28 protein-coding genes are annotated in these 26,759 nt (G+C 30.7%); 10 read left to right on the top strand and 18 right to left on the bottom strand.

All coding sequences use genetic code 11. The features are described from left to right. Positions 1 to 40: 40 nt before the first annotated feature. Positions 41 to 604, bottom strand: coding sequence for a hypothetical protein (locus tag N2251_RS10490; RefSeq protein WP_260586678.1), 564 nt, complete (start codon positions 602 to 604; stop codon positions 41 to 43). Positions 605 to 693: 89 nt separating this feature from the next. Next, positions 694 to 1,890, bottom strand: coding sequence for an ADP-forming succinate--CoA ligase subunit beta (gene sucC / locus N2251_RS10495; protein WP_260586679.1), 1,197 nt, complete (start codon positions 1,888 to 1,890; stop codon positions 694 to 696). Positions 1,891 to 2,100: 210 nt separating this feature from the next. Between sucC and N2251_RS10500 the strand changes: the two genes are divergently transcribed. The 6 genes from N2251_RS10500 to N2251_RS10525 all read left to right on the top strand — a co-directional run bounded on the left by N2251_RS10500 (position 2,101) and on the right by N2251_RS10525 (position 7,661). Further along, the gene (locus N2251_RS10500) at positions 2,101 to 4,566 is read left to right on the top strand and encodes a DUF5916 domain-containing protein (RefSeq protein ID WP_260586680.1); all 2,466 of its coding nucleotides are present in this window, start codon (positions 2,101 to 2,103) and stop codon (positions 4,564 to 4,566) included. 90 nt (positions 4,567 to 4,656) lie between these two features. Beyond that, entirely contained in the window at positions 4,657 to 5,319 is a 663-nt protein-coding gene (locus tag N2251_RS10505) for an ABC transporter ATP-binding protein (RefSeq protein ID WP_260586681.1), read from the top strand. 44 nt (positions 5,320 to 5,363) lie between these two features. After that, a complete protein-coding gene (locus N2251_RS10510) occupies positions 5,364 to 5,915 on the top strand; it encodes a CPBP family intramembrane glutamic endopeptidase (protein WP_260586682.1) in 552 nt (183 codons plus the stop codon). Positions 5,916 to 5,917: 2 nt separating this feature from the next. Then, complete coding sequence (locus tag N2251_RS10515; RefSeq protein WP_260586683.1) at positions 5,918 to 6,679, top strand: TIGR02757 family protein; 762 nt, start codon at positions 5,918 to 5,920, stop codon at positions 6,677 to 6,679. A gap of 36 nt (positions 6,680 to 6,715) precedes the next feature. After that, positions 6,716 to 7,270 (top strand): PAS domain-containing protein, encoded by a 555-nt coding sequence (locus N2251_RS10520; protein ID WP_260586684.1) that lies wholly within the window; start codon positions 6,716 to 6,718, stop codon positions 7,268 to 7,270. Between the two features lie 10 nt (positions 7,271 to 7,280). Next, positions 7,281 to 7,661, top strand: coding sequence for a DUF6122 family protein (locus N2251_RS10525; protein WP_260586685.1), 381 nt, complete (start codon positions 7,281 to 7,283; stop codon positions 7,659 to 7,661). A gap of 296 nt (positions 7,662 to 7,957) precedes the next feature. Here N2251_RS10525 and N2251_RS10530 read toward each other — a convergent pair whose 3' ends face one another. Both N2251_RS10530 and rimO read right to left on the bottom strand, forming a co-directional pair. Beyond that, a complete protein-coding gene (locus N2251_RS10530) occupies positions 7,958 to 8,695 on the bottom strand; it encodes a Dph6-related ATP pyrophosphatase (protein WP_260586686.1) in 738 nt (245 codons plus the stop codon). Between the two features lie 271 nt (positions 8,696 to 8,966). After that, on the bottom strand, positions 8,967 to 10,319 hold the full coding sequence (rimO, locus tag N2251_RS10535) for a 30S ribosomal protein S12 methylthiotransferase RimO (protein ID WP_260586687.1): 1,353 nt from the start codon (positions 10,317 to 10,319) through the stop codon (positions 8,967 to 8,969). A 153-nt stretch (positions 10,320 to 10,472) separates the two neighbouring features. Between rimO and N2251_RS10540 the strand changes: the two genes are divergently transcribed. Beyond that, the gene (locus N2251_RS10540) at positions 10,473 to 11,666 is read left to right on the top strand and encodes a hypothetical protein (protein ID WP_260586688.1); all 1,194 of its coding nucleotides are present in this window, start codon (positions 10,473 to 10,475) and stop codon (positions 11,664 to 11,666) included. Between the two features lie 77 nt (positions 11,667 to 11,743). On the opposite strand, the gene ftsY is transcribed toward N2251_RS10540, so the two are convergent. The 8 genes from ftsY to N2251_RS10580 all read right to left on the bottom strand — a co-directional run bounded on the left by ftsY (position 11,744) and on the right by N2251_RS10580 (position 16,953). Continuing rightward, on the bottom strand, positions 11,744 to 12,697 hold the full coding sequence (ftsY, locus tag N2251_RS10545; protein ID WP_260586689.1) for a signal recognition particle-docking protein FtsY: 954 nt from the start codon (positions 12,695 to 12,697) through the stop codon (positions 11,744 to 11,746). Positions 12,698 to 12,934: 237 nt separating this feature from the next. Further along, positions 12,935 to 13,087 carry a DUF4295 domain-containing protein gene (locus tag N2251_RS10550; RefSeq protein WP_068704382.1) on the bottom strand — a complete coding sequence of 51 codons (153 nt, stop codon included), beginning with the start codon at positions 13,085 to 13,087 and terminating at the stop codon, positions 12,935 to 12,937. A 37-nt stretch (positions 13,088 to 13,124) separates the two neighbouring features. After that, positions 13,125 to 13,307, bottom strand: coding sequence for a 50S ribosomal protein L33 (gene rpmG / locus N2251_RS10555; protein WP_028887391.1), 183 nt, complete (start codon positions 13,305 to 13,307; stop codon positions 13,125 to 13,127). A 27-nt stretch (positions 13,308 to 13,334) separates the two neighbouring features. Continuing rightward, positions 13,335 to 13,574, bottom strand: coding sequence for a 50S ribosomal protein L28 (gene rpmB, locus N2251_RS10560; RefSeq protein WP_260586690.1), 240 nt, complete (start codon positions 13,572 to 13,574; stop codon positions 13,335 to 13,337). Positions 13,575 to 13,831: 257 nt separating this feature from the next. Continuing rightward, on the bottom strand, positions 13,832 to 15,082 hold the full coding sequence (locus tag N2251_RS10565) for a competence/damage-inducible protein A (protein WP_260586691.1): 1,251 nt from the start codon (positions 15,080 to 15,082) through the stop codon (positions 13,832 to 13,834). Between the two features lie 22 nt (positions 15,083 to 15,104). Continuing rightward, positions 15,105 to 15,395 carry a hypothetical protein gene (locus tag N2251_RS10570; RefSeq protein WP_260586692.1) on the bottom strand — a complete coding sequence of 97 codons (291 nt, stop codon included), beginning with the start codon at positions 15,393 to 15,395 and terminating at the stop codon, positions 15,105 to 15,107. Between the two features lie 17 nt (positions 15,396 to 15,412). Then, the gene (locus N2251_RS10575; RefSeq protein WP_260586693.1) at positions 15,413 to 16,021 is read right to left on the bottom strand and encodes a fumarylacetoacetate hydrolase family protein; all 609 of its coding nucleotides are present in this window, start codon (positions 16,019 to 16,021) and stop codon (positions 15,413 to 15,415) included. A gap of 92 nt (positions 16,022 to 16,113) precedes the next feature. Further along, on the bottom strand, positions 16,114 to 16,953 hold the full coding sequence (locus tag N2251_RS10580) for a 1,4-dihydroxy-2-naphthoyl-CoA synthase (RefSeq protein WP_028887396.1): 840 nt from the start codon (positions 16,951 to 16,953) through the stop codon (positions 16,114 to 16,116). Positions 16,954 to 17,045: 92 nt separating this feature from the next. Between N2251_RS10580 and N2251_RS10585 the strand changes: the two genes are divergently transcribed. Then, entirely contained in the window at positions 17,046 to 18,287 is a 1,242-nt protein-coding gene (locus tag N2251_RS10585) for an alpha/beta hydrolase-fold protein (RefSeq protein ID WP_260586694.1), read from the top strand. Between the two features lie 71 nt (positions 18,288 to 18,358). Here the strand turns inward: N2251_RS10585 and N2251_RS10590 are convergent, their stop codons facing one another. The 4 genes from N2251_RS10590 to N2251_RS10605 form a co-directional block, all read right to left on the bottom strand. Next, a complete protein-coding gene (locus tag N2251_RS10590) occupies positions 18,359 to 18,808 on the bottom strand; it encodes a S1 RNA-binding domain-containing protein (RefSeq protein ID WP_260586695.1) in 450 nt (149 codons plus the stop codon). Between the two features lies 1 nt (position 18,809). Continuing rightward, a complete protein-coding gene (gene menD, locus N2251_RS10595) occupies positions 18,810 to 20,462 on the bottom strand; it encodes a 2-succinyl-5-enolpyruvyl-6-hydroxy-3-cyclohexene-1-carboxylic-acid synthase (protein ID WP_260586696.1) in 1,653 nt (550 codons plus the stop codon). Positions 20,463 to 20,580: 118 nt separating this feature from the next. Continuing rightward, positions 20,581 to 21,234, bottom strand: a complete 654-nt coding sequence (gene fsa / locus N2251_RS10600; protein ID WP_260586697.1) for a fructose-6-phosphate aldolase — start codon at positions 21,232 to 21,234, stop codon at positions 20,581 to 20,583. Positions 21,235 to 21,385: 151 nt separating this feature from the next. Further along, a complete protein-coding gene (locus N2251_RS10605; RefSeq protein WP_260586698.1) occupies positions 21,386 to 22,186 on the bottom strand; it encodes an SDR family oxidoreductase in 801 nt (266 codons plus the stop codon). Between the two features lie 95 nt (positions 22,187 to 22,281). Between N2251_RS10605 and N2251_RS10610 the strand changes: the two genes are divergently transcribed. Next, on the top strand, positions 22,282 to 23,928 hold the full coding sequence (locus N2251_RS10610; RefSeq protein WP_260586699.1) for a M1 family metallopeptidase: 1,647 nt from the start codon (positions 22,282 to 22,284) through the stop codon (positions 23,926 to 23,928). A gap of 381 nt (positions 23,929 to 24,309) precedes the next feature. Next, positions 24,310 to 25,077, top strand: a complete 768-nt coding sequence (locus tag N2251_RS10615; protein ID WP_260586893.1) for a ligand-binding sensor domain-containing protein — start codon at positions 24,310 to 24,312, stop codon at positions 25,075 to 25,077. A 277-nt stretch (positions 25,078 to 25,354) separates the two neighbouring features. On the opposite strand, the gene N2251_RS10620 is transcribed toward N2251_RS10615, so the two are convergent. Together N2251_RS10620 and N2251_RS10625 are read right to left on the bottom strand one after the other, a co-directional pair. Next, the gene (locus N2251_RS10620; protein ID WP_260586700.1) at positions 25,355 to 26,017 is read right to left on the bottom strand and encodes an HAD family hydrolase; all 663 of its coding nucleotides are present in this window, start codon (positions 26,015 to 26,017) and stop codon (positions 25,355 to 25,357) included. Positions 26,018 to 26,073: 56 nt separating this feature from the next. Beyond that, complete coding sequence (locus N2251_RS10625) at positions 26,074 to 26,700, bottom strand: hypothetical protein (RefSeq protein ID WP_260586701.1); 627 nt, start codon at positions 26,698 to 26,700, stop codon at positions 26,074 to 26,076. Positions 26,701 to 26,759: the final 59 nt, after the last annotated feature.

The raw sequence follows: 26,759 nt of genomic DNA on the forward strand, positions 1-26,759 counted from the left end.
GCTACTCAATAATGCAATATTAAAAAAAATCGCTATTAAATTAATCTTCACTTCCCCAAGGAGCACTTGGAGTCTCTATTTCTTTTGTTAAATCGAACTTTACAGAAAACAATCTATCAGTTCCTATTCTACGTAAATTATACGTAAAACTTGTTTTATCAATCGTAACCCACCATATATTATTAGATGCATACGGAATTAAATTGGCTGTATGTTTATCCGCAGGAAAAAATTGAATATTAGACAATCCCATATTAGGGTTCGTTCCTCCATATTGCGTAATTTTATCTTCCGAGCCGTCTTTATGTCGATGATCGTGCTTTAATTTAATTAATTTATCTGTACTCATTGTAAAAACCCAAGTACGAGATTTATCATCACCTACAAAAAACGGAATTCTAATTGTGTTGTTTTCACAAGAACGAATATGCATTACTAATTTCTCTCCTGTAAAACCATCACCTTCTTTTCCTCCTGCTGTAATTTCCCCTTCAAATGCTTTTCCACAATGAATTTGTAAAGTATTCCAAAATAATTCAGAATTTGATTTTTCTTGTGCTAGTAATTGAAAAGGTAATAAAATAAGGATTAATAATTTTCTCATTATGTAGTATTTATATTTCAACAAGATAAAACAAAAAATCCTCACTTTTAAAAGTGAGGATTTTTTTATATTTAACTAAAAACTAATTATTAAGCTCCTAAAACTTCTGCAACTTTATCTGCAGCTTCTTGAAACTCAGTAGCAGAAATAATTTCCATTCCACTATTATCAATTAATTCTTTTGCTTCTTTAGCATTTGTTCCTTGTAAACGACAAATAATAGGCACATTAATTTTGTCTCCCATACTCTTATAAGCATCTACAACTCCCTGAGCAACACGATCACAACGAACGATTCCTCCGAAAATGTTTACTAAAATTGCTTTTACATTACTATCTTTTAAGATAATTCCGAAAGCTTTTTCAACACGTTCAGCATCAGCAGTACCACCAACATCTAAAAAGTTAGCTGGGTCACCACCTGCTTGCTTAATTAAATCCATAGTTCCCATTGCTAAACCAGCTCCGTTTACCATACATCCAACATTACCATCTAAATCTACATAGTTTAAACCTGCAGCCTTCGCTTCAACCTCAATAGGGTTCTCTTCACGAATATCACGCATTGCTGCATAATCTTTATGACGATATAAAGCATTTTCATCTAAAGTAACTTTAGCATCAACAGCCATTATTTTATCATCAGATGTTTTTAATACTGGGTTAATTTCGAACATTGCCGAATCTGATTTTACATACGCAGTATATAAAGCAGTAACAAACTTTGTCATTTCTTTTAATGCAGCACCGCTTAAACCTAAGTTAAAAGCAATTTTACGTGCTTGAAAAGGCATTAATCCTAAAGCTGGATCAATTTCTTCTGTAAAAATTAAATGTGGAGTTTCTTCCGCTACAGTTTCAATATCCATACCTCCTTCAGTAGAATACATAACCATGTTTCTACCAGTTGCACGGTTTAATAAAACTGACATATAATATTCATCTGGTTCACTTGCACCAGGGTAATATACATCTTCACAGATTAAAACTTGGTTTACTAATTTACCTTCAGCTGACGTTTGAGGTGTAATTAACATCATTCCTAAAATATCATTAGAAATACTTTTTACATCATCTAAGTTTTTAGCCAACTTAACTCCACCACCTTTTCCACGACCACCTGCGTGTACTTGTGCCTTAATTACATGCCAACCTGTACCTGTTTCCTCTGTTAATTTCTTTGCTGCTTCAACAGCTCCTTCTGGTGTATTTGCAACGATTCCACGTTGGATACGAACCCCAAAACTGTTTAATATTTCTTTACCTTGATATTCGTGTAAGTTCATTAGATATGAATTTTTAAAGTCGAACAAAAATACGAATTCAATTTATAATACATTACTATTTATTGTAATTTTTATTTTTACACTTCTTTAACTTATCTAACTGCAGCAATTATTTTTTTAACATGTCTTTAGAGTAATTAACATGAATTTATGATTTAAAAATTGAAATCATAAATATTTTTGCAAGTTATTTTACCATATCAATCAACTATGTATAAAATTGCCACATCACTATTCGTTATTTTACTTTTTTCTAAAGGAATTAAAGCTCAGGAAATTAATCAGAATAGAAAAAAAATGAATGCTACTCGTTTAGAGTTTCCTCCTCAAATTGACGGAATTACTGATGAAGTTGCATGGTCGAAAATTCCAGTCGCTAAAGATTTTGTAATGATGCGACCTACTAACGGACAAAAAGAACCAAATACCCATAAAACTGAAGTTAAATTAGGTTACGATGATGATGCTATTTATGTAAGTGCAGTAATGTACACACCTACGCCATCTAAAATACCTGCAGAATTTAACAGTAGAGATATTATTGGTAATTCAGATTTTTTTATGTTGATGATAAATCCAAATGATGATGGTCAAAACCCTACCATGTTTATTGTAACCGCTTCTGGTGTTCAGGCTGATTCAAAAGTTTCTACAGGTAATGAAGACTATAATTGGAACGCTGTTTGGAAAAGTGCTATTAAAATAAATGCTGATAGTTGGTCAGTAGAAATGAAAATACCATATCGCGCATTACGTTTTGCAAATACGCCTGTACAATCTTGGGGTGTAAATTTTCATAGAGAAGTAAAAAACTTAAATGCTCGTTTTACATGGAATCCTATTGATAACACACAAGGAAGTTGGACACAATATGATGGTTTAATTGAAGGTTTTAAAAACATTACACCACCTACTCGTTTAAATTTTTATCCATACGCATCTGCAACCACAACAACTTTTGAAGGAAAAACTGATTTTGACTGGAGTGTTGGTATGGATTTAAAATACGGGCTTACCGAAAATTTCACTTTAGATGCTACTTTAATTCCAGATTTTGGACAAGTAGGTTTTGACGATGTAAGTTTAAACTTAGGTCCTTTTGAACAGCAGTTCTCTGAACAACGTCAGTTTTTTACTGAAGGAACAGAACTTTTCACCAAAGGACGTTTATTCTATTCTCGTAGAATTGGTAGTTCTCCTATAAGATCAGCTTCGGTAGATGAAAACATTGAAACCTTAATAGATTCACCAGAAAAAGTACAAATGCTAAATGCTATAAAAATATCTGGAAGAACAAAAAATGGTTTAGGAATTGGTTTTTTTAATGCTATTACCGACAAGACAGAAGCAACAATCAGAAATAATTCAACAAAAGAAACAAGAACAGAAGTTATCAATCCGCTTTCTAACTATAACATTTTGGTATTAGACCAACAGTTTAATCAAAATTCATCGGTTACATTAATTAATACCAATGTTACTCGTAATGGTAGTTTTAGAGATGCTAATGTTTCTGGTTTACTTTGGCATATTGAAGATAAAAAGAGCATGTATAATATTGATGGTTCTTTTAAAATGAGTAATATTTTTAATGATGAAGAAGATCCAAATACTGGGTATACTTTTGATACCAGTATTGGTAAACAATCTGGTAACTGGCGAGGTGAAATTGGTTATAATTTCGAAAACAAAGATTTTAACCCAAATGATATGGGAATTTTATTTAGTAACAACGAGCAAGCTATTTACGGTTTTGCTGCCTATCACTTATTAAAACCTAAAGGAATATTTAACAGTTACAGAATAAGTACATCTTACAATATTAACTTTTTGCATAAACCGAGTACTTATACTGGCACCAATATAAGTCTTTCTTTTAGGGCAGATACAAAAAATCGTTTTGGTTTTGGTACTAACCTTAATTTTAACAGCGAGCGAAAAGATTTTAACGAACCAAGACAAGGTAATACAAATGGTATTTTCTTTAAAAGGCCACAGAGAATAAACATTAACCATTGGGGATCTACCGATTACAGAAATAAATTCGCGATCGATTATGATTGGTATTATAATTTCTTTAAAGACAATCCTAAAGAAGGCTATGGCTTTAAAGTTTCTCCGAGATATCGTTTTAACAAGCAGTTTTCATTAGTTTATAGTTTTAGGTTTAATAAAACAAATAACGATCAAGGTTTTGTTAATGACATTGACCAAGATGATGTAGCTGAAAACCCTTCGTTGACTCCTTTATTAAATGAAATTGTTTTTGGGCAAAGAGATTTTACCACCTATAATAATTCTTTAACAGGTAAATATAGTTTCAACACAAAGTCATCACTTTCGTTATCTTTTAGGCATAATTGGAGTAAAGTTCCTTATAAAAATCAATTTTACACATTAAATAAAAACAATGGAGAACTTATAGCAAATAACTATAACGAAGTTCATCACAAAAATTTTAATAGATGGAATTTAGATGTAAATTACTTATGGCAATTTGCTCCTGGTAGTCAATTAATCGCATTTTACAGAAATTCTATTTCGAACTCGAGTGATAATGCTACTCAAAATTTTTCAGAGAACTTAAATTCTCTTTTAGAAGAATCTAACAGACATACTTTTTCACTTCGTTTTGTGTATTTTATTGACTATAATAACTTAAAAAATATTTTTTAACAAAAGTGTTTATATATGATTTGAAATCAGATAGCCTTTAAAGGTTATCTGATTTCTTTTTTATACATTCGTTACATTGAATATATAACTATGATTGTTGCTAAAAACATCCATAAACACTATGGGGAAGTTGAAATTTTAAAAGGTGTAAATCTTCATATTAAAAAAGGAGAAATTGTAGCTATTGTTGGTCCTTCGGGGGCAGGAAAAACTACGTTACTTCAAATTTTAGGAACCTTAGATAAACCCAAAGTAAATGAAAACTATGAGTTATCTCTTAATAACGTTTCTACCAAAGGGCTAAATGATAAAGAAATTTCTTCTTTTAGAAACAAACATATCGGATTCATTTTTCAATTTCATCAATTGCTTCCTGAATTTACAGCGTTAGAAAACGTTTGTATTCCTGCTTTTATTGGTGGCAAATCTAAAATAGCTACCGAAAAAAGGGCTAAAGAGTTATTGTCTTTCTTAGGCTTATCACATAGAGAAAACCACAAACCAAACGAACTTTCTGGCGGAGAACAACAACGCGTAGCAGTTGCAAGAGCTTTAATAAACGAACCTTCAGTAATTTTTGCAGATGAACCTTCTGGAAATCTAGATTCAACATCCGCAGAAAACTTACATAAATTATTTTTTGAATTACGTGATAAATTCGGACAAACCTTTGTACTTGTTACTCATAACAAAGAATTAGCTAAAATGGCAGATCGTACTTTAACTATGAAAGACGGAGTTATAGTTGCTTAATGTAACATCCTACTCTTTTTAATTACTTATAAATAAAAGTAAACATGAAAAACACGTTTAACGAATTGATTAAGTATTTAAAAAATCCTGTTTTAGAAAAAGACCCAAATCAAGATAATTCTTATCGATTTAAAAAATTCTTACACTTACTTGTTATAAGCATACTTACAGCATTTATAATAACTCCACTATTTGCTTTAATAGAGCATTTCGGTTACGTAGACATGAATACGCATGCAATGGAAGAATTAATAAAAAGCATGTCTAAACTCAAGCTTTTTCTATTTGTAGTTGTTGCTGCGCCTTTATTAGAAGAGTTGTTTTTTAGAGCTCCAATCACTTTATTTCATCGCAAAAAATATTTTAAACTGGTTTTCTACGCCTTTGCTTTCATTTTCGGGTTCATACATTTATCTAATTTCGAAATAACAACAAACGTACTTATACTAGCACCTATTTTAGTCGCACCGCAAATAATATTAGGTGGTTATTTAGGATTTATAAGAGTCCGTTTTGGCTTAATTTGGAGTATCCTTTTACACGCCAGCTACAATGCCTTTTTTATTTTAATGAGCTTTGCTTCAGATTTTGTATAATTATGAATAAGATTGAACTTAAAGAATTTCTTGACGAAAAAGTAACAACGTATAATAATCCAGATTTTATTGATAGTGACCCAATTCAAATTCCGCATCAATTTTCTTTAAAAGAAGATATTGAAATTGCAGGTTTTTTAGCGACAACTATAGCTTGGGGAAATCGTAAAATGATAATCAAAAATTCATTACGAATGGTTGAGTTACTAGGCAATTCGCCCTATGACTTTGTAATGAATCACACTAATGATGATTTAGATAATTTTAACGGATTTGTACATCGTACTTTTAATGCTGATGATTTTAGATTTTTTATAAAATCCCTTAAAAACATTTATGAAAATCATAACGGATTAGAAGCAATATTATCAACCCAAAATAAAGATAATTATCAACTCGCAATACATAATTTTAAACAAGTTTTTTTTGAAATTCAACACCAACAAAGAACATTAAAACATGTTTCTGACCCGCTGAAAGGCTCAGCATCAAAACGTATAAATATGTTTTTACGCTGGATGGTTCGTAATGATAATACTGGTGTAGATTTAGGCATTTGGAAAACACACAAACCTGCACATTTACACTGTCCGTTAGATGTACATTCAGGAAATGTTGCTCGAAAACTGGGAATATTAACCAGAAAACAAAATGATTGGAAAGCTTTAACCGAATTAGATATTACCTTACGAAGTTTCGATAAAAATGATCCCGTAAAATACGATTTTGCTTTATTTGGGTTAGGCATTTTTGAAAAATTTTAATTCCTTACTTTTACGATATAAATCAACTTAACTTCTATGAAAAACGACTTAACGGATATGATTTGCTTAGATATATACATATCTTCTTTAAATAAAGAGAAATATAACGAAGTTAAAGCCTTATTAAAGCCATCACCAAAACAAAATATTAATTTATTAAGCTGGGGAATACAAGATTTATTTTACGATAACAAAACCAAAGAAGATATAAAAAACCTTCAAATACTTGCTAATAACTTTAACTGGAAAAATAAAATTGCTAAAATTTTAAATAACAATCCATACGAATCCCTTGTGATAACAAATACTAACAAAAAAATAATTTGGGTTAGCGATGGCTTTAAAAAAATGACCGGTTATGATAAGGAATATGCTTTGCAAAAAACACCATTTTTTTTACAAGGCAAAGAAACATCTGAAGCTACAAAAAGTAGTATTCGCAAAAAAATATTAGCCAATAAACCATTTAAAGAAGTTATTGTTAATTACAGAAAAGACAAATCTACTTACAAATGTGAGTTGAATGTTTTTCCGTTGTTTTCTAAATCAGGAACCACTCATTTTTTAGCCTTAGAAAGAGAAGTTGCTTAACTTTATTAAGATGCAAACATTCATTCACTACTTCTTACACTTCGGATTTCCGCTTATAATTGCCTATTTATTTTTTAACAATAATTGGAAAAAAGTCTACTTAATTTTAATAGCAACCATGCTGGTCGATTTAGATCATTTATTGTCTACGCCAATATTTCAACCGAATAGATGCAGCTTTGGTTTTCATCTTTTTCACTCATACTTCGCCATGATTGGCTACGTTATTTTATTGTTCTTTAAAAAATCATACCGCATAATTGGCATAGGTCTTTTACTACACATGCTTACCGATTTAATAGATTGCTTGTTTATGTACACCAACTGTAAAACGTGTTACGAAAACACTCCAGCAATATCGATTTTAAAGTTTATAACAGCCTTCTTTTAAAACAAAATAAGCGCTAGGTTTATATAATTTATTTGAAGCTATTTCCCGCTTTACGCACTCGCTTTTTTTTGAAAAAAAATCAAAAAAAGAGCTCAAACAAATGCTTCAATCGGGGCTAAAAACTTATGCTACATTTAAAAAAACTATTATTGCTAAAAAACCGAATCCGTAAAACTGAATTCATTTCAGTTTTACGGATTCATTTGCCGTGTTTATTAGTTTTACGTGATGCTGAAATAAATTCAGCATCACGTTTATATCTATAAAAACACTTTATTTAAAGTTTAAAAAGGCGCTTATTCTTTTAAAATTAAATCGCAATACCAAAAACTAGTATCGTAATTTTTAACTTTTTCTGACGTGCCTTTATGACAGTTCTGAGAGTCATCTTTATTTAACGTATATGATTTTAGTAACTTCTCGCCTATTTCAAATTCAATTGGTTTACTAAAATTTGGTCCATCAAAACAAAAAGTATGAAACTCTCCGTTCTCACCACAAACATCAACATCCTCTGGTAATTCATTTATAAAATCTTCATCAATTATTCTACCAACAAATTCTTCTCCTAGTTTTTTAGCATTTACACAAACGGTAATCGTTTTAAAACCGAGCGCCAAAAATGCTCTCAATAATTCTTTCGTGTCTTGTTTCCATAACGGATACACGCCTGTAATACCAACTTCTTGTAATTTTGTATCTCTGTATTTTCTTAAATCCTCTAAAAATATATCTCCAAAAACAGCATGATTTAATCCTAATGATTTTAACTCAGCAGTTTTTCCTAACATTTTCTCATTATACAAGTCCATCGTTACATCCGCAGGAAAATATATTTTTTCTAATGGAATACCAATACTTTCTGCCTGTGCTTCTAATAAGTTTTCATGAAGTCCGTGCATAGAAACACGTTGATAATCTTCATTTACATTCGTTATCAACTTTTCGATATGGTATTCTTTTTGCTGTAATACTTTATACAATGCAAATGCCGAATCTTTTCCTGAACTCCAATTAAAATAAGCTTTTTTCATAAGGCTAAATTATAGAATTTAAAGCATAAAAAATCCTGCTAAAAGCAGGATTTATATTTTAAAAATAAGTTTATTAGAGTTTGTTTAAATTTCATTTAAAAACCTTTTATCACTAAAGCTAAAAAATCAAATCCGTCAAACTGAATTTATTTCGGTTTCGCACCTTAATTTACTATAGTTCTTAGTTCTATGCGATGCTGAAATAAATTCAGCATGACGTTTACATCTAAAAAAACACTTTATTTAGAATTTAAAACAGACTCTTAATTATTTATTTTCTTTTTTGATTTAAGCTTGTTGGTTTTTCTTGCTTCACTAACGGAGTTCCGTACAAGTCAAAATCACCAGCTTCATCTATTTTAATATCAATAAACTCACCTAATTTTATATAATGTTTCGTAGCATCTACAATTACATCGTTATCTACATCTGGCGAATCAAATTCTGTACGGCCGTAAAAATATTCTCCATCTTTTCTATCAAATAAACAACGGAACGTTTTTCCTATTTTTTGCTGATTTAATTCCCAAGAAATTTGAGATTGCACTTCCATAATTTCATTTACACGACGGAACTTTACATCCGCAGGAACATCATCTTCTAAAACAAAAGCGCCCGTATTTTCTTCATGAGAATATTCAAAAGCACCCATTCTCTCAAAACGCATTTCCTCTACCCAATCTTTTAATTCCTGAAATTGTTCTTCCGTTTCTCCCGGATACCCAACAATTAAAGTAGTACGGATTGCCATATTTGGGACAGCTTCTCTAAACTTATGAATTAGTGAAGTTGTTTTTTCGTGGGTTGTACCACGCTTCATCGATTTTAAAATCTCGGTATTTATATGCTGTAACGGAATATCTAAATAATTACAAACCTTTGGTTCGTTTTTCATTACGTCTAATACATCCATCGGAAAACCTGTAGGAAATGCATAATGCAAACGAATCCATTCTATTCCGTCTACCTTTACCAATTCTTTTAATAAATCAGCTAAAGCACGTTTTTTATAAATATCTAATCCGTAATAGGTTAAATCTTGTGCAATTAACATCAATTCTTTAATTCCTTTCTCGGCTAATTTTGTAGCTTCGATAACAATTTCTTCAATTGGTGTAGATTTATGTTTCCCTCTCATTAAAGGAATTGCACAAAAAGAACAAGGGCGATCGCAACCTTCAGCAATTTTTAAATACGCATAATGTTTTGGTGTTGTTGTTAGACGTTCGCCAATTAATTCGTGTTTATAATCTGCTTCTAATACTTTTAATAATTCTGGTAATTCATGCGTACCAAAATACTGATCTACATTTTTAATTTCAGCTTCTAAATCTGGCTTATAACGCTCACTTAAACAACCAGAAACAAAAACTTTGTCTATCTCTCCTGCTTCTTTACGCTGCGCATAATGCAAAATAGTATCAATACTTTCTTCTTTGGCTTTACCTATAAAACCACAAGTATTAATTACAACAATATTACCATCATCTTCAGGGTCTTCATGAACCACGTCTTTACCATTGGCTTTTAATTGCCCCATTAACACTTCACTATCGTAAATGTTTTTAGAACATCCTAAAGTAACTACGTTAATTTTATTTTTCTTTACTGTTTTTGTACGCATTTCATTTTTTAATAGACTGCAAATATACAGTTTAAATAAGCCTTGATAAACTTTACACTATTAAAAATTTAAGAGTATCTGTTAATATAAAATCTATTAATTTCGTTTTCAGTAGATTTGTATTTTATACGTAAATAGAAACGGTTAATCAGCATGAGAAAAATATTACTTATTATAATTATTATTTCGTCTTCGAAAATGAATGGACAAACATTTAAAGATTCAATAAATGTTATTTATAAAAATTACTTTGACTTATTAAATACTAAAGAAAAGCTAGACACCATTGTACTTAAAGTTGAAAATTTTCAAGAATTGATGGAATCTAATAACAAAAAAATTAAAAGCTTAACAGACGCCGAGCTTTTCAGTTTAAAAAAACAACTTCACCAGCGAAGAAAAAAAATAATTAACACTACTGAGTTTGTCTTTGCTTCAAACGCTAGTTTAAATGCTATAAAACAGTTAGATGCCACTAGCGACTATCTTACTCAAATTTCTAATTTAAATAACCCAGAAAACTCTGACTTAGGTTTTTCATTATCTAATGAAATATCAATAATTATAGAAAAAAGTGTTTTTAAAGGTAAAAATAAAATTAATGGAATTAAAAAATCAAAATTTTTACTTTTTGTTGATAATATTCTAAAATCACCAATTACCAAAACATTATCAAGTTCTATTCCTGTAGTTAATTCAATTAAATCAATTGTCGATCTGGTTATCGGTAATGCTATAAAAGACAAAAAAACATCAATAAATCATATTATCGAATTAAAGAAATCTTTAAAGGTTTACCTAGATCATTATGATGGTTTAGCGAAATCTCAAGTTAATTTTGAGCAAAATTTAAGGAATTTAGATATTAGAAAAAAAGGATTAGTTCTACTCTTAACACAATATACTACCGAGCGTTCAAACACGTTGATTCCAAATACAATATCTGAAAAAGACAAAAAAAATTCTTTAACAAAATTAATAAATAAGTATTACACAAAAAACATTATACAACAAAGAGTAGATCAAATAATTAACAGTAAACCTGTAGCATATAGCTCTCATCTTGCAAACAACAAGTTAATATACCCAAACTACGCATTGAACCAAGCAAAATTTATTCGAGATGAAATTGAATCTTTAAGTAAAGAATATGCATCAATATTTACTATTTATCAACTTTCACTTAAAAATGTTTTATTAAAAAGTAAAAACATTGGAGATTCGAGTAAAATAGATTACAAAATATTTGAATTAGAAAATAAACTTTTGGAAGTTAAAAATTCTTTTGATGATAATTTAAACATACATAAATTAAACTCAACTTTTAAAGCGCTCATTAATTATTAAACATAATTAAAAAAAACTCAATAAAGCATAAAAAACTCCTTAAAAGGAGTTTTTTTATATTCTATACTTATGCAAATCTATTTAAAAAAAGAATCTACAAATTCGTATTTATTAAACACTTGTAAATCGTCTATACCTTCTCCTACTCCGATATATTTTACAGGTATTTTAAATTGATCTGAAATACCAATTACTACTCCACCTTTTGCTGTTCCGTCTAATTTGGTTACTGCTAAAGAAGTAACTTCAGTTGCTTTTGTAAACTGTTTTGCTTGCTCAAACGCATTCTGACCTGTAGAACCGTCTAACACTAGTAAAACGTCATGTGGTGCATCTGGCACAACTTTTTGCATTACACGTTTAATCTTCGTTAACTCGTTCATTAAGTTAACTTTATTATGCAAACGCCCTGCAGTATCTATAATAATTACATCTGCATCTTGCGTTACGCCTGACTTAACAGTATCGAAGGCTACAGAAGCAGGATCAGAACCCATTTCTTGACGAACGATAGGTACATCTGTTCTATCTGCCCAAACTTGTAATTGATCTATTGCAGCTGCTCTAAATGTATCTGCTGCTCCAAGAACAACTTTTAAACCTTGCTTTTTAAACTGAGCTGCTAATTTACCAATCGTAGTTGTTTTACCTGCTCCGTTTACTCCCACCACCATTATTACGTATGGTTTTGTGTTTGCTGGAATTGTAAATTCAGTGTCGTCTTTTGTATTTGTTTCAGAAAGTAAACCTGCAATTTCTTCTCTTAAAATCTGATTTAACTCTTCTGTTCCTACATATTTATCTTTAGCAACCCTTGCTTCAATTCTTTCGATAATTTTTAACGTAGTATCTACACCAACATCAGAAGAGACTAATACTTCTTCTAAATTATCTAAAACATCATCATCTACTGTTGTTTTTCCTGCAACAGCTTTAGAAAGCTTCGTAAAAAAACTAGATTTTGTTTTTTCTAATCCTTTGTCTAATGTTTCTTTTTTCTCTTTAGAGAAGATTTTCTTAAAAAAACTCATAGTTATATTTTATAATCGTTTATATAGGTTAAAAACTATACCAAACTTATTATATAGTCAAATTGTCATTATACGATTACTTTCGCGTTAAGGATTGCGGCATTGTTGAAGCTCCTCGCAGAGAGCGACTGCCAAAAGCCTGACCCGAAGGGTAACGCCCAAAAATACAGTTTTTTAGCACAAAAAAAAAGCTACTCTCTTATGAAAGTAGCTTTTATTTATTTTGTATGAAAAGTATTAATTTTTCGCGATAAAATCGTTTACTTTTGAAGGATCCATAATAGCTTCAACAAATGTATAAGCTCCTGTTTTTGGAGATTTTACCATTTTAATTGCTTTAGTTAACCTTTTTGCGCCTGTTTGTAACGATGCTACTGATTTCTTTGCCATGTTATATGGGTTATTTAAAGTTTAAAAAAACTTTTAATTATTTAATTTCTTTATGAACTGTCATCTTCTTTAAGATAGAATTAAATTTCTTTAATTCCATTCTATCAGGAGTGTTCTTTTTGTTTTTTGTAGTAATATAACGTGAAGTTCCTGGTTTACCAGTTGCTTTGTGTTCAGTACATTCTAAAATAACCTGAACTCTGTTTCCTTTTTTTGCCATCTCTGTAAAATTTTATCTAGTAAGGAATTACTTAGTTAAGAAACCGTTTACTCTAGCATTTTTAATCACTGCAGAGATTCCTTTTTTATTAATATTTTTTAATGCAGAAGCAGATACTTTTAAAGTAATCCACTTATCCTCTTCAGGTATATAAAAACGCTTAGTCATTAAATTAGCGTTAAATTTTCTTTTAGTTCTATTTAATGCGTGAGAAACATTGTTCCCAACCATTGCTTTTTTTCCTGTAAGTTCACAAACTCTAGACATCTTCTTGACAGTTTTTAGTATTATTTCTAAACGAGGTGCAAATTTACGCATTTATATTGATTGCGCAAAAATTTCTCTTTTAAATTCTTATTATTTTTGATATATTCTAACTGAGGCTAAGCATCTAACCTACCGGAATCGTAACAGTCGGCAAATTTACGAAATTATATCAATAAAAACACGCTATACTAATAAGTTTTTAATTATTTACTCGCAAACAACTATCAACAAACTTTAAACAACTAACAAACAAGTCTTTAATTGTTTTTCAAAACATATTCGCTTAGCAGTTCTAATGCTTTAGTAACCGTCCTATTTATTACTTTTTCTCGGGGCTGTCCAAAATTAAATTTGTGCACCTCTACATTGTATTTATCAGCAATAGCAATATAAACCAATCCTACATTTTTATCATTATGATCAGTAGTTGGTCCTGCATTTCCTGTCACTGCAATTGCATAATCTGTTTTTAATCTTTCCAAACAACCAATCCCCATTTCTTCAGCAACTTCTTTACTTACCACTGTAAATTCTTCAATTACCTGTTTTGAAACCCCTAATAATTGTCCTTTTAATGCTGCCGTATAGGTAATAAAACCTCCTTTAAAATAAGCAGAAGATCCTGCTACAGAAACTAAATCGGCTCCTATTCTACCACCTGTTAAACTCTCAGCAACGCTTACCGTTTTATTGAATTTCTTTAACAAAACACCTACACTACTTTCTATAGATGCTTCTTCATCATAGCCTACAATAACATCAGAAATTAAAGCATTTAACTCAAAAACACTTTTTGCAACTTCTTTTTCGATAAATTCTTTATCAGCTCCTTTTGCTGAAATTCGCAATCTTACTTTACCAAACGACGGTAAGTATGCTAATTTAATGTAGTTTGGCAAGTTGTTTTCCCACGTTTCTATTCTTTCGGCAATAACACTTTCACCAACACCAACCGTCATTATTGTTGTGTGTGATATAAATGGTAATTTAAATTTCTCTTGAATTTTAGGCAATACCGCATTCGTAATTAATCCTTTCATTTCATAAGGCACACCTGGTAACGAAACAAAAACAGTATTATTCTCATAAAACCACATACCTGGCGCGGTCCCAAAATGATTCATTAACAACGTTGCCTTAGATGGTAATTGCGCTTGATACCTTTGAATTTCCTTATACGGATGCTTTATTTTTTTGAATAAACCTTTTATGTGCTCAATTACATCTGGATATTCAACAAACTCATCGTCTTTAAAATATTCGGCGATTGTTTTTTTAGTAATATCGTCTTTTGTTGGACCAAGGCCTCCTGTTATAATTACGATATCTGCCCTACTTTCTGCTTCTTTTAAAGCATTTAAAATATGTTGTTTTTCGTCTTGAATAGAGGTTATTTGATATACTGAAACGCCTATTTTATTTAATTCCTGCCCAATCCATTGTGAATTTGTATCTACAATTTGACCTATAAGAATCTCATCTCCTATTGTAATTATTTCTGCGTTCATATTATTTTGAAATAAGTAAAAATTAATTTTTATTGATTTTATTCTTTTTCCAAATAAAATCAAGTAAATGAAACATTATAAAAGAAGATAAAACACCTATTAGGACTGATTTCATGGTAATCATTGCAATATCAAATCCGTTTATCTCATCAACTTTAAAAATCCTTACATACAATACATAAGTAAATAAACCTAAGAAGAAAAAAACAACTCCCAAAAAAGCATATAGCCATTTATGTTTGCTATGATTTTCTGCTAGTCTATAAAAATAAAAACCAATATAAAACAACAATATATATCCTAAAATACTCATTCACAATTTTTAAAAACCTATTTCACTTTAATATTAAAAGCTTCTCTTCCATCAAGAACTCCACTTAGCACATCATTTTCTACAACTTTACCCACTCCCGCTGGAGTACCTGTAAAAATAACATCTCCTTTTTTTAAAGTGAAATATTCCGACACATAACTAATCAATTCATCTATTTTCCACAACATCGATGTTGAATTACCATCCTGAACTACCTCTTCGTTTTTATACAACTGAAAAGAAATATTCTCTAAATTAAAATCTTCCTTCGGATAAAACGCACCAATAACGGCACTACCATCAAAAGCTTTTGCTTTTTCCCAGGGCAATCCTTTTTCTTTACATTTTGCTTGCACGTCGCGTGCCGTAAAATCGATTCCCAACCCTATTTCATCATAATATTTATGAGCGAATTTAGGAGAAATATGTTTTCCTACTTTATTTATTTTCACCAAAACCTCCACTTCATAATGAATATCATTAGAAAAAGGCGGAATAAAAAAAGGCATTTTCTTCGGAAGGATTGCTGAATCTGGTTTCAGAAAAACAACAGGATTTTCTGGTTTTTCATTTGCTAATTCTTCGATATGCTTGGCGTAATTACGCCCAATACAAATTATTTTCATTTTATTGAAAAACTAAATATTTAAATTATTCTCGATATAAATTTATTCTTTCTTCATAAATTCACTCGAACTGACAAACTATATACACAGATCTATGGAATCCATGTTTTAGGAAAGTTTGGCTTTCTTTTTTCAAGAAAAGCATCTCTACCTTCTTTAGCCTCTTCTGTCATATATGCCAAACGCGTAACTTCACCAGCAAATACTTGCTGCCCTACCATTCCGTCATCCGTTAGGTTCATTGCAAACTTTAACATTTTTATTGATGTTGGCGATTTTTCTAAAATCTCTTGCGCCCAATCAAAAGCAGTCTGTTCTAATTCGTCATGAGGTACAACCGCATTTACCATTCCCATATCATAGGCTTCTTGTGCTGAATAATTTCTTCCTAAAAAGAAAATTTCACGGGCTCTTTTCTGACCGACCATTTTTGCTAAATATGCTGATCCGTACCCTGCATCAAACGAAGTAACATCTGCATCTGTTTGCTTAAAAATAGCGTGCTCTTTACTCGCCAAAGTTAAATCACAAGTAACATGTAAACTATGTCCGCCACCAACTGCCCAACCCGGAACAACACAAATCACTGCTTTTGGCATAAAACGAATTAAACGCTGTACTTCTAATATATTCAAACGATGATAGCCATCTTTTCCCACATATCCTTTTTCACCACGTGCGTTTTGATCTCCTCCTGAACAGAAACTCCAAATTCCATCTTTTGTTGATGGCCCTTCCGCAGATAATAATACCACTCCGATATTCGTATCTTCATGTGCATCCTGAAAAGCGTCTAACAATTCTGATGTTGTATGCGGACGAAATGCATTACGCACATTAGGACGGTTAAAAGCTATTCTCGCTACATTGTGCGACTTTTTATAAGTAATATCTTCATACTCTTTGGCAACTTTCCATTGAGGTTGTATCATAATTTTAAAATATTAACGTTAGTAAGTAGAGCAAAAATAACATAATAACTTTGTTTTTCTTTTCTATATTTGAACGATATAATACGAATCTTATGAAACAACTATATTTTTTAGTCACTTTATTACTAAGTACCAGTCTTTTTTCACAAAAAATAATTACCGAAAAGATCAATTCAACAGAATTTGCTAAAGGTAGAACTGTAAAAATTTACATCCCTAAAAATTATGACAAAGACGAAACTGTTAGCTACCCAGTAGCAATTGTTTTAGGTGATCAATATCTTTTTGACCTTTATGTAGGTAATGCGAAACTATATGCAGATACAGACAAAGCACCTCGACAAATAGTAGTTGGTATTGACATGAGAGAAACCTATACTAAAGATGTTGCGATTATTCCATCTAACAATGCTTTAACAAATAGCGCTAAGAAATTCCAGAATTTCATAAAAAAGGAGTTAATTCCGCATATGGAAATAAATTACAGAACTTCTCCTTTTATGACTATTGCAAGTGAAGGAAAAGGTGCTGATTTTATCACTTATTTCTTAAAGGATGCTGAACCTATTTTCAACTCTTTTATATGTATCACTCCAAGATTTACTGAATTTAGCGCAAGCAGAATAGAATCTTATTCTTTAAGTAGATTAGGCTCGATAGATAACTCTTATTTTTTATACACTAGTAACAACAAGAAATATATTACTGCTAAACAAAACGATCGATTTAGCCAATTAGGCACATTTTTATCTTCTTTTAATGCAGAAAACATGCACATTACTTTTGATAAATTTACAAATGCACCGAATCACTTGTCGGTTATTGGAGAAACAATACCAAGAGCTTTTGAGAAAATGTTTTACTTGTATGCTAAAATAACGAAAAGCGAATTTGATACAAATATTAAAGATTTAGGACCTTTAGAAGCTATTAAATATGTTGAAAAAAAATACCTAGACATTCAATATTTATATGGATCGAATTTAAATGTTCGTTTAGATGATATTTTTGCTATTGAAGGAATCGTTATTGATAAATTAGATGGCGATTATTTGCGTGTTTTAGGTGATTTTGTAATGATTAAATATCCTGATTCTCATATTGGTGATTTTTATGTAGGAAAGTATTACGAAAAAGGAAAGGACTACGAAAAAGCAGAGTTTTATTACAAAGCAGCTTATGGTAAAATGGAACCTTCTGATCCTAACGCAAATGCTTTTTACGAAAATATTAAACGTGCAACTAGCTTAAAAGAAAGTCAACCAAAAGAAGAAATTATTGAAGACCTTCCTGAAGAGGATGATAATGAAGAGGAAAAAGAGGACGATAAATAAAGTATTATATCTAAAACAAAAACCGCGACTTAATTAAATAAGTCGCGGTTTTTTATTTTGTGTTCGTTTATTTACTTTATCAGCTCTATTCTATCTTCTTTTAATAAGATTTTTTTATCTTTATACAAACCACCAATAGCTCTTTTAAAGGCTTTTTTACTCATTTGTAATCGAAATTTAATTGCATCTGGAGAACTTTTATCGGTAAGCATTAAAAAACCTTTTTCATCTAATTTTCTAAGAATTACATCTGCATCTGTATCAATTACATTTCTAAAACCTTGAGGTCGCAAAGAAATATCAATCTTCCCGTCTTCTCTTATGTTTTTAACATACCCGTAAGTTTCCATACCTTCTTCTATGTCTTGGTATACTTCACTATTAAACAACAAACCATCAAATTCATCATCAATTAAAACAGTATATCCTAGTGGAGTTTGCTCAATAATTTTTAAATTTACCTGATCTCCTTCTTGTAATCTATTTTGTGAATCCTCTTGTAATCCGTCTTCTAATTCCATTTTATAAGTTTTTAAAATAGTTCTTTAAAACTACGTCGTTTATTTCTTTTGGAGTAAAAACCTCCATTATTTTTGGTTGACTTGATGTTTCATAAAAATCATTCAATTCAACATTTAATTCTTCTTGATTAGCAACAGCCGTATAATTAAAACCATACATTTTTGCTAAATATTCAGCAGTTAAACTATGTGGTGTTTCAAAATAATCAGTCGCATTTGTAGTTGATGGCCCTGGAATGAATCTAAAAATTCCGCCGCCAGCATTATTTAAAATAATAATTCTAAAACTATTTGGAATATTTGTATTCCACAATGCGTTAGAATCGTAAAAAAAACTTAAATCACCGGTAACAAAGGTAGTTGGTTTTTCATCAGCAAATGCTGCGCCAATTGCTGTACTTGTACTACCATCTATTCCGCTTGTTCCTCTATTACAAAACACCTGAAATGTTGCATTCAAATCAAATAATTGAGAATATCTAATTATTGAACTATTGCTTATTTGCACCTGAGAATTATCAGGAATAAAATTTAAAATAGTCTCAAAAGATTTTAAATCTGAATATACGCAATCAGTTAAATAACCCTGATGCTTTTTAGCTCTTTCTTCTTTTTTTGTTAGCCAATTATTTTGGTAACTACTCTTTATAGTGTCTCCTCTACTTTCAATTTCCTGTAAAAAACTAATTGGTTTTTCTTGTATAAATTCCGATAAACAATAGTAAGTATCCATCGGCTTTAGTGAGTCAACATGCCAATGATGCTTTGGTTGGTATTTTCTTAAAAACTGTTTTATCTTTTTAGAAATCACCATTCCACCTAAAGTTACCAACACATCTGGTTGTAAGGCTAAAAATTCCGATTCAGTTAACGGAGCTATTAATTTATCAATCGAGTTTATAAACTTCGGATGATATAAATTAGACGTTGTTTCTGTTAAAATCAACACCGATTCATCATTCGTAAAATTACGTAGCACTTTTTGCAACTCATCATCAGGAAAATTATTCCCTACTAAAATCATTTTTTTAGATGAAGAGTTCCAAATTTCAGATAGTTTTTGATAATTAACAGATTGCTTCACTTCGTTCGCAATAACGTTAGAAAAATTAAATTCTTTTAAATCATCAACCGTTTCATACAACGGCTCATTAAAAGGAACATTAATATGCACCGGTCCTTTTTTTGCAATCGTCGTTTGTAATGCTTCTACTATTAAGTTAGTATTCTTTTCTAATTGATTTTCGTCTTCTACTAAATTTGCAGAAAACAGAATATGATTTTTAAACACATTTTCTTGACGAATTGTTTGTCCATCCCCAATATCAATTAAATGCTTAGGTCTATCCGCAGAAATTACAACTAGTGGAATATTGCTATAAAAAGCTTCTGCTATCGCAGGATAATAATTTAACAACGCCGAACCTGATGAACAAATAATTGCCACCGGTTTGCGCTTTTGCTGTGCTATTCCCATTGCAAAAAAAGCAGCACAACGCTCATCAACAACACTTAACGTTTCTATCTCTGGATGATTTGAAAATCCTATAGTTAACGGAGCGTTTCTTGAACCTGGAGAAATTACAACCGTATCAATATTATATTGATTACAGGCTGAAATAACTAATTGCGCAAGTTCTTTTTTTGGATACATTCTATTTAATTACAAGGCTGCAAAGTTACAAAGTCAAAAAGTTATAACGCAAAAAAAAATCAGAAAGTAAAACATTTTCTACTTTCTGACTTATTTATACAAAAACCAACTAAATTGATTAGTTTCCTTTCTTATAATCTTCTAAAAACTTCGCTAAACCAATATCTGTTAAAGGGTGTTTTAATAATCCTTCAATAGCGCTTAAAGGGCCTGTCATTACATCAGAACCTAATTTAGCACAATCAATAATATGCATGGTATGACGTACCGATGCTGCTAAAATTTGTGTTTCGAACATGTAGTTATCATAAATCTGACGAATTTCAGAAATTAAGTTTAAACCATCTGTTGATATATCATCTAAACGACCAATAAACGGAGAAACATACGTTGCTCCTGCTTTAGCAGCCAACAATGCTTGACCCGCAGAAAACACTAAAGTTACGTTTGTTTTAATTCCTTTTGATGAAAAATATTTACACGCTTTAATTCCGTCTTTTATCATTGGTAATTTTACCACAATTTGCGGATTTAATGCAGCTAAAGCTTCCCCTTCTTTTACCATTCCGTCAAAATCTGTTGAAATTACCTCAGCAGAAACATCACCCTCAACCAACTCACAAATTGCTTTGTAATGGTTAATAATGTTTGCCTGACCAGTAATTCCTTCCTTTGCCATTAAAGACGGATTTGTAGTTACTCCATCTAAAATACCTAAAGCTTGCGCCTCTTTAATTTGATCTAAGTTAGCTGTATCTATAAAAAATTTCATGCTATTATAATTTATTTTGAAGTTGTGTTATTTATTTTTGGGCGTTCGAGCGGGCTTTACGCACTCGCTTTTTTAATAATTTCACTACGTTCAATAATTAAAAAGAGCTCAAACAAATGCTGCAATCCCTAACGCAAAATACTGTACAAATTTACAATTTATAATGATTCATTAATAACTTTTCGTAAGTTTTATCTGGTAAAACACGTTTTAAAACAACTGAAAACTTCTCCATAAATCCGCCTATTTTATAATGAATCTTCGGATTACTTTTTTCTATAATTTGATGCATCGCTTTTGCCATTACTAAAGGATCCATTCCAGAACTTACATGCCCATCCATTAAAGCTAAATTTTCAGTATATTTTTCTTTATATGCCGAATCTTCATATACTGGCGTATGATACCTACCCGAAGCAATATTGGTTGCAAAATCACCTGGAGCTACATTTATCATCTTAACACCAAAACTTTTCACCTCCATACTTAAGGCTTCAGTTACCAACTCTAAAGCGCCTTTACTTGCCGAATAAATTCCTCTAAAAGGTAACCCCATATAACCCGCTATCGAAGTAACGTTTATTATTGTTCCCGAATTTTGCTTTCGCATTTGTGGTAATATAGCTTTAGCTACATCTATAACTCCGAAAAAATTCGTATTAAAATTAGCTCGCATTTCATCGGTTGGAGTATCTTCTATCGACCCTGTTATACCCTTACCTGCATTATTAATTAACACATCTATTCTGCCTTCTTTTTCAATTACTTCTGCAACTGCACTTTCTATGGTTTGTGGTTTTGTTACATCTAAAGCAACCATATTAAACGGTAAATTAAGTTTATCAGGATTTCTACTTGTACCGTAAACGGTGTAATTTTTAGCATGTAAATACGTAGCAATTGCTTTTCCAATTCCTGAAGAAGCACCTGTTATTAGAATAACTTTAGACATTTTAAATAATTTTAAGCAAATATCTTAAAGTTCATCGCAATAAAAAAAGAGTTTAATCACTTATATTAGCCATATATTGTAAGAACACAATCATTATGAGTAAGAAATCAATTTTTAGTATTTTATTTTTTCTAATTAGTTTTAGTCTTTTAGCACAAACATCTTTGTTTGACCACTCTAAAACCTTTACAAAACAAGACTCTTTACGAGGATCTATTACTCCTGAAAGAGTTTGGTGGAATTTAACCTATTATCATTTAGATATTACGGTAAATCCGGATAAAAAATTTATCAACGGAAAAAATACCGTGCAGTACAAAGTTTTAAAACCTCATAATGTTTTACAAATTGATTTGCAGGCTCCTTTAAAAATTACCAAAGTCATCCAAAACGGAAAAAAATTAAAAGTAATTTCAGATGGAAATGCTCATTTTATTCAGTTAAAAGCAATTCAAAAAACTGGAAGTATAAATTCGTTAGATGTGTATTATGAGGGACATCCGAAAGTTGCAAAAAACGCTCCTTGGGATGGTGGATTTTCATGGAAAAAAGACAATAACGGAAATCATTTTGCAGCAACTTCTTGCCAAGGTTTAGGCGCAAGTGTTTGGTGGCCAAATAAAGACCACATGTATGACGAAGTAGATAGTATGGCGATTAGCGTGCGTGTTCCTAAAAATTTAATGAATATTTCTAACGGAAAATTACGCAAAACCGAACATCATAAAGACAACACTACAACGTATCATTGGTTTGTAAATAATCCGATTAATAATTACGGAGTAAATGTAAATATTGGTGACTATGTACATTTTTCTGAAAAATATAATGGTGAAGATGGTGGATTAGATATGGATTATTATGTGTTGCGTGATAATTTAGAAAAAGCAAAAAAGCAATTTAAAGATGCGCCAAAAATGATGAAAGCTTTTGAGCATTGGTTTGGAAAATATCCTTTTTATGAAGACGGATTTAAACTTGTAGAAGCTCCGTATTTAGGAATGGAACACCAAAGTTCTGTTACCTACGGCAATAAATATATGAACGGATACTTAGGTAGAGATTTATCTGGAACTGGTTGGGGTTTAAAATTCGATTTTATTATTATTCACGAATCGGGGCACGAGTGGTTTGCTAATAATATTACCAATATTGACATTGCCGATATGTGGATTCATGAAAGTTTTACTGCCTATTCTGAAAACCTGTTTTTAGATTATTACTACGGTAAAAAAGCATCAAAAGAATATGTTATTGGAACTCGTAGAAGTATTCAGAACGACATTCCTATTATTGGACAATATAACGTAAACAGCGAAGGCTCTGGAGATATGTATTACAAAGGCGCAAACATGCTACATACTATTAGAACTTTAATCGATAATGATAAAAAATGGCGACAAATTTTACGCGGATTAAACAAAGTCTTTTATCACAAAACAGTAAATACCAAACAAGTTGAAAACTATATTTCACAACAATCCGGAATTGATTTAACCAAAGTTTTTGATCAATATTTACGTACCGTTAAAATCCCGGTTTTTGAATATAAAATAAAAAACAACCAACTTTCTTATCGTTGGAACAATGTTGTTGCTGATTTTAATATGCCTTTAACTATTTTAGTTGATAGTAAAAAACAACAGTTAAATCCGACTGAAAAATGGCAAACAACATCAATTAATTCTAATACAATTAAAATTGATGAAAATTTTTATGTTGATAATAAAGAAGTAGAATAATTGTTTTTTATATGTAATTTATAAAACATAAGCAACGGTATAAAATGAAGAAAATTTTACAAATTTATAGTATAATTATAGTTATCACTTCTTTTGCCGCTTGTAAAACACAAAACCGAACAGATCAACTAAAAAAAAAAGAACAAAGAGATTGTTACTCTTAACAACATATACCCTATTAAAAAAGTAGATACGATACAATCTACTAATGCCCCTTCAAAAATTACACGCAAAATTAGGAAAGATCTAAAAGGAAATTTATTATTTGCCGCATATAAAAACATCATTAAATATGATGGAGTCTCGTTTACAAATATCAAAACACAAGAAAGCTTCGCTTCTTATGATGCTTTTGATGTTTGGCAAGATAAAAATGAAACTATTTGGGTTGCTAGCACTCATTTTGGTGTATTTCAATATCCTAAATCTACAGTACTCAAAGCAAATAAAAAATCGTTTAACCATTTTACCACAAAAAATGGACTTGCCCATAACAGAACTATGTGTATTTACGAAGATATGGCTGGTGGAATTTGGGTTGGTACTGAAGGAGGAATAAGTTATTTCAACGGAAAAACACCTCCTAACAAACAAATAATTACTCGTAATTTCACTGTAAAAAATGGACTTACAAGCAACAGTATTAATACAATTCTAGAAGATAAAACAGGTAAAATATGGGTTGGTACTAGAGGAACGTTAGCCATATACAATCCTTTAATTAAACTTAATTCTGGCAAAGTATCTTTTACAGAAGTAACTGATTACAAAGGCAAAACCTTTAAGAATATTTGGGCTATTTTAGAAGATAAAAATGGTACTATTTGGTTAGGCGGACAATATGGACTTTGGCGTTACAGTGGTAATTCATTTACTAAACTAGCATCAACAAATATTACTGCTATTTACGAAGATACAAAAGAAAATATTTGGTTTACCCATGGCGCTTCTAACAATCAAAAAGCTGGACTTTCTCGTTACAACAAAAAATCATTATTAAACAAGAAACCAAAAGCTACGCAAATATTTAGTGATAACGGAATGCTTTTTGGTATAAATGAAGATAAAAATAATGCCATTTGGGTTGGGAAATTAAATGGAGTATTTCGGTATAGCAAAAAGTCGGTTAGTTTCTTTAAAAATAATTAGAGGTTATTAGATAGTTACTACTATTTTTAATAATCAAACAATTATCAATAACTTCATTAGCTGCTTTCGTTCAAATTTATTTTGACCTCAGTAATACTCAACAGACAATATATATTAAAAATTCATTAACTGAATAAGCATGATATTTTGATAAGGTGGTATTCTAGCCCTCTTAAGAACGATACTTATTTAACGTAAAAACAACCAAAAAACACTTGTTTTATTAAGGCTTTTTGGTTGTTAATCTTATTTTAAAAAAGATTATGATCAAGCAAAATTAAACAACATCTTTTACTTTATTATATTTAATTTCAGCATAATCAGAAATCACTTTTTGAGCTAACGAATAATCTTGAGCCTTAGAGTGCTCACTCTTATAAGCTACACAATAAATTCCACCATCGTAGGCTGCTTTAATTCCGTTTGTAGAATCTTCAATCACCAAACATTCTTTTTTATCAAACCCAGCAATTTCAGCTGCTTTTATAAAAATTTCAGGGTGCGGTTTTGAAGCTTTTAAATCCGCCCCACTAATTTTGCCTTTAAAATATTGATTCAAATCAAATTTATTAAAAACATTATTTATCGTAACCATAGATGCCGACGATGCCAAAACTAACGTAACTCCGTTTGTATAATAATCTTTAATTAATTCTAAAACCCCATCTAACAACTGTAAATCGTTATCCTCAGAAAAAAAGAGTTCTTTAAAAAAAGCTCTTTTATAGGCAACTAATTCAGTTGCGGCTAATGAGAGTTTAAATTTAACTACTAAATCGTTACAAATATCTATAGTAGATTGCCCTGTGTATGCATTATATTGTTCTTGAGAAACCTTAATACCTACTTTTTTAAACATTAAAAAATATGCTTGTTTGTGTAACGGTTCGGTGTCTACAATTACACCATCCATATCAAATAAAACTGCTTTTAAAGCCATTGTTTTTAGTTTGTGTTATGCGTACAAAAATAGGTAATTGACTTTAGAGAACCCTATTATTTTTTCTCGCATTTCTTCAATACTTCTTCTGCCCTTTTCAGCAAAAATGTAGGGTAAAACTTTACTGTCATTTTTTCTTCTTTACTTAAAGCAATCGCTTTTTTTACATCTTTACAAAAAGGTGCTATAGACTGACCGAAAAAACGAGCTGCACCTATGTCATTTTCTGCCTTACTAAATATTACCCTCGGATTATTAGGCGCTATTTTTAATGCTTTTGCATACAAAGCTGTATTTTTCATAGACATTGACATTCCGTATTTTTGACCATCAAAAACTATATAAGCTGTATTTAAAAGTGCTTGTGTAATTAATATTTCAGGGTTATTCGGAGAATTTAATGCCGCCAAATCTATAAACTCTTGTGCTTTTGTTAATTTTGATTTTAATTTATTTTCATCTTTTATTTGAAAACTTTCTAATATTTGAACCGTTGCTGCATAAAATGGCGGTAACCAATTTTCTTTTTCAGCATTAGAGATTCGCTCAAATAACTGTCCTGCTTCGGCACTCTTATTTGCACTCCAAAATTCAAAAGCTTTGGTCATTCCTTTTTCATATTCACTTTGTGCTGATAAATTTACTGCAAGTACTAATGCGATTAACGTAATTACTTTTTTCATGTTTCTTATTTTTGATTGATTTTTATTTTACTCTTTATTGATACTTCAAATATCTCTAC

It is taken from the genome of Tenacibaculum haliotis, from assembly GCF_025215075.1.
Classification (GTDB): Bacteria; Bacteroidota; Bacteroidia; order Flavobacteriales; family Flavobacteriaceae; genus Polaribacter; species Polaribacter haliotis_B.

Bases quoted from the DNA above. Each gene is read 5' to 3' on its own strand.
- N2251_RS10490 (WP_260586678.1), bottom strand. From the start codon at position 604: ATGAGAAAATTATTAATCCTTATTTTATTACCTTTTCAATTACTAGCA.
- sucC (WP_260586679.1), bottom strand. From the start codon at position 1,890: ATGAACTTACACGAATATCAAGGTAAAGAAATATTAAACAGTTTTGGG.
- N2251_RS10500 (WP_260586680.1), top strand. From the start codon at position 2,101: ATGTATAAAATTGCCACATCACTATTCGTTATTTTACTTTTTTCTAAA.
- N2251_RS10505 (WP_260586681.1), top strand. From the start codon at position 4,657: ATGATTGTTGCTAAAAACATCCATAAACACTATGGGGAAGTTGAAATT.
- N2251_RS10510 (WP_260586682.1), top strand. From the start codon at position 5,364: ATGAAAAACACGTTTAACGAATTGATTAAGTATTTAAAAAATCCTGTT.
- N2251_RS10515 (WP_260586683.1), top strand. From the start codon at position 5,918: ATGAATAAGATTGAACTTAAAGAATTTCTTGACGAAAAAGTAACAACG.
- N2251_RS10520 (WP_260586684.1), top strand. From the start codon at position 6,716: ATGAAAAACGACTTAACGGATATGATTTGCTTAGATATATACATATCT.
- N2251_RS10525 (WP_260586685.1), top strand. From the start codon at position 7,281: ATGCAAACATTCATTCACTACTTCTTACACTTCGGATTTCCGCTTATA.
- N2251_RS10530 (WP_260586686.1), bottom strand. From the start codon at position 8,695: ATGAAAAAAGCTTATTTTAATTGGAGTTCAGGAAAAGATTCGGCATTT.
- rimO (WP_260586687.1), bottom strand. From the start codon at position 10,319: ATGCGTACAAAAACAGTAAAGAAAAATAAAATTAACGTAGTTACTTTA.
- N2251_RS10540 (WP_260586688.1), top strand. From the start codon at position 10,473: ATGAGAAAAATATTACTTATTATAATTATTATTTCGTCTTCGAAAATG.
- ftsY (WP_260586689.1), bottom strand. From the start codon at position 12,697: ATGAGTTTTTTTAAGAAAATCTTCTCTAAAGAGAAAAAAGAAACATTA.
- N2251_RS10550 (WP_068704382.1), bottom strand. From the start codon at position 13,087: ATGGCAAAGAAATCAGTAGCATCGTTACAAACAGGCGCAAAAAGGTTA.
- rpmG (WP_028887391.1), bottom strand. From the start codon at position 13,307: ATGGCAAAAAAAGGAAACAGAGTTCAGGTTATTTTAGAATGTACTGAA.
- rpmB (WP_260586690.1), bottom strand. From the start codon at position 13,574: ATGTCTAGAGTTTGTGAACTTACAGGAAAAAAAGCAATGGTTGGGAAC.
- N2251_RS10565 (WP_260586691.1), bottom strand. From the start codon at position 15,082: ATGAACGCAGAAATAATTACAATAGGAGATGAGATTCTTATAGGTCAA.
- N2251_RS10570 (WP_260586692.1), bottom strand. From the start codon at position 15,395: ATGAGTATTTTAGGATATATATTGTTGTTTTATATTGGTTTTTATTTT.
- N2251_RS10575 (WP_260586693.1), bottom strand. From the start codon at position 16,021: ATGAAAATAATTTGTATTGGGCGTAATTACGCCAAGCATATCGAAGAA.
- N2251_RS10580 (WP_028887396.1), bottom strand. From the start codon at position 16,953: ATGATACAACCTCAATGGAAAGTTGCCAAAGAGTATGAAGATATTACT.
- N2251_RS10585 (WP_260586694.1), top strand. From the start codon at position 17,046: ATGAAACAACTATATTTTTTAGTCACTTTATTACTAAGTACCAGTCTT.
- N2251_RS10590 (WP_260586695.1), bottom strand. From the start codon at position 18,808: ATGGAATTAGAAGACGGATTACAAGAGGATTCACAAAATAGATTACAA.
- menD (WP_260586696.1), bottom strand. From the start codon at position 20,462: ATGTATCCAAAAAAAGAACTTGCGCAATTAGTTATTTCAGCCTGTAAT.
- fsa (WP_260586697.1), bottom strand. From the start codon at position 21,234: ATGAAATTTTTTATAGATACAGCTAACTTAGATCAAATTAAAGAGGCG.
- N2251_RS10605 (WP_260586698.1), bottom strand. From the start codon at position 22,186: ATGTCTAAAGTTATTCTAATAACAGGTGCTTCTTCAGGAATTGGAAAA.
- N2251_RS10610 (WP_260586699.1), top strand. From the start codon at position 22,282: ATGAGTAAGAAATCAATTTTTAGTATTTTATTTTTTCTAATTAGTTTT.
- N2251_RS10620 (WP_260586700.1), bottom strand. From the start codon at position 26,017: ATGGCTTTAAAAGCAGTTTTATTTGATATGGATGGTGTAATTGTAGAC.
- N2251_RS10625 (WP_260586701.1), bottom strand. From the start codon at position 26,700: ATGAAAAAAGTAATTACGTTAATCGCATTAGTACTTGCAGTAAATTTA.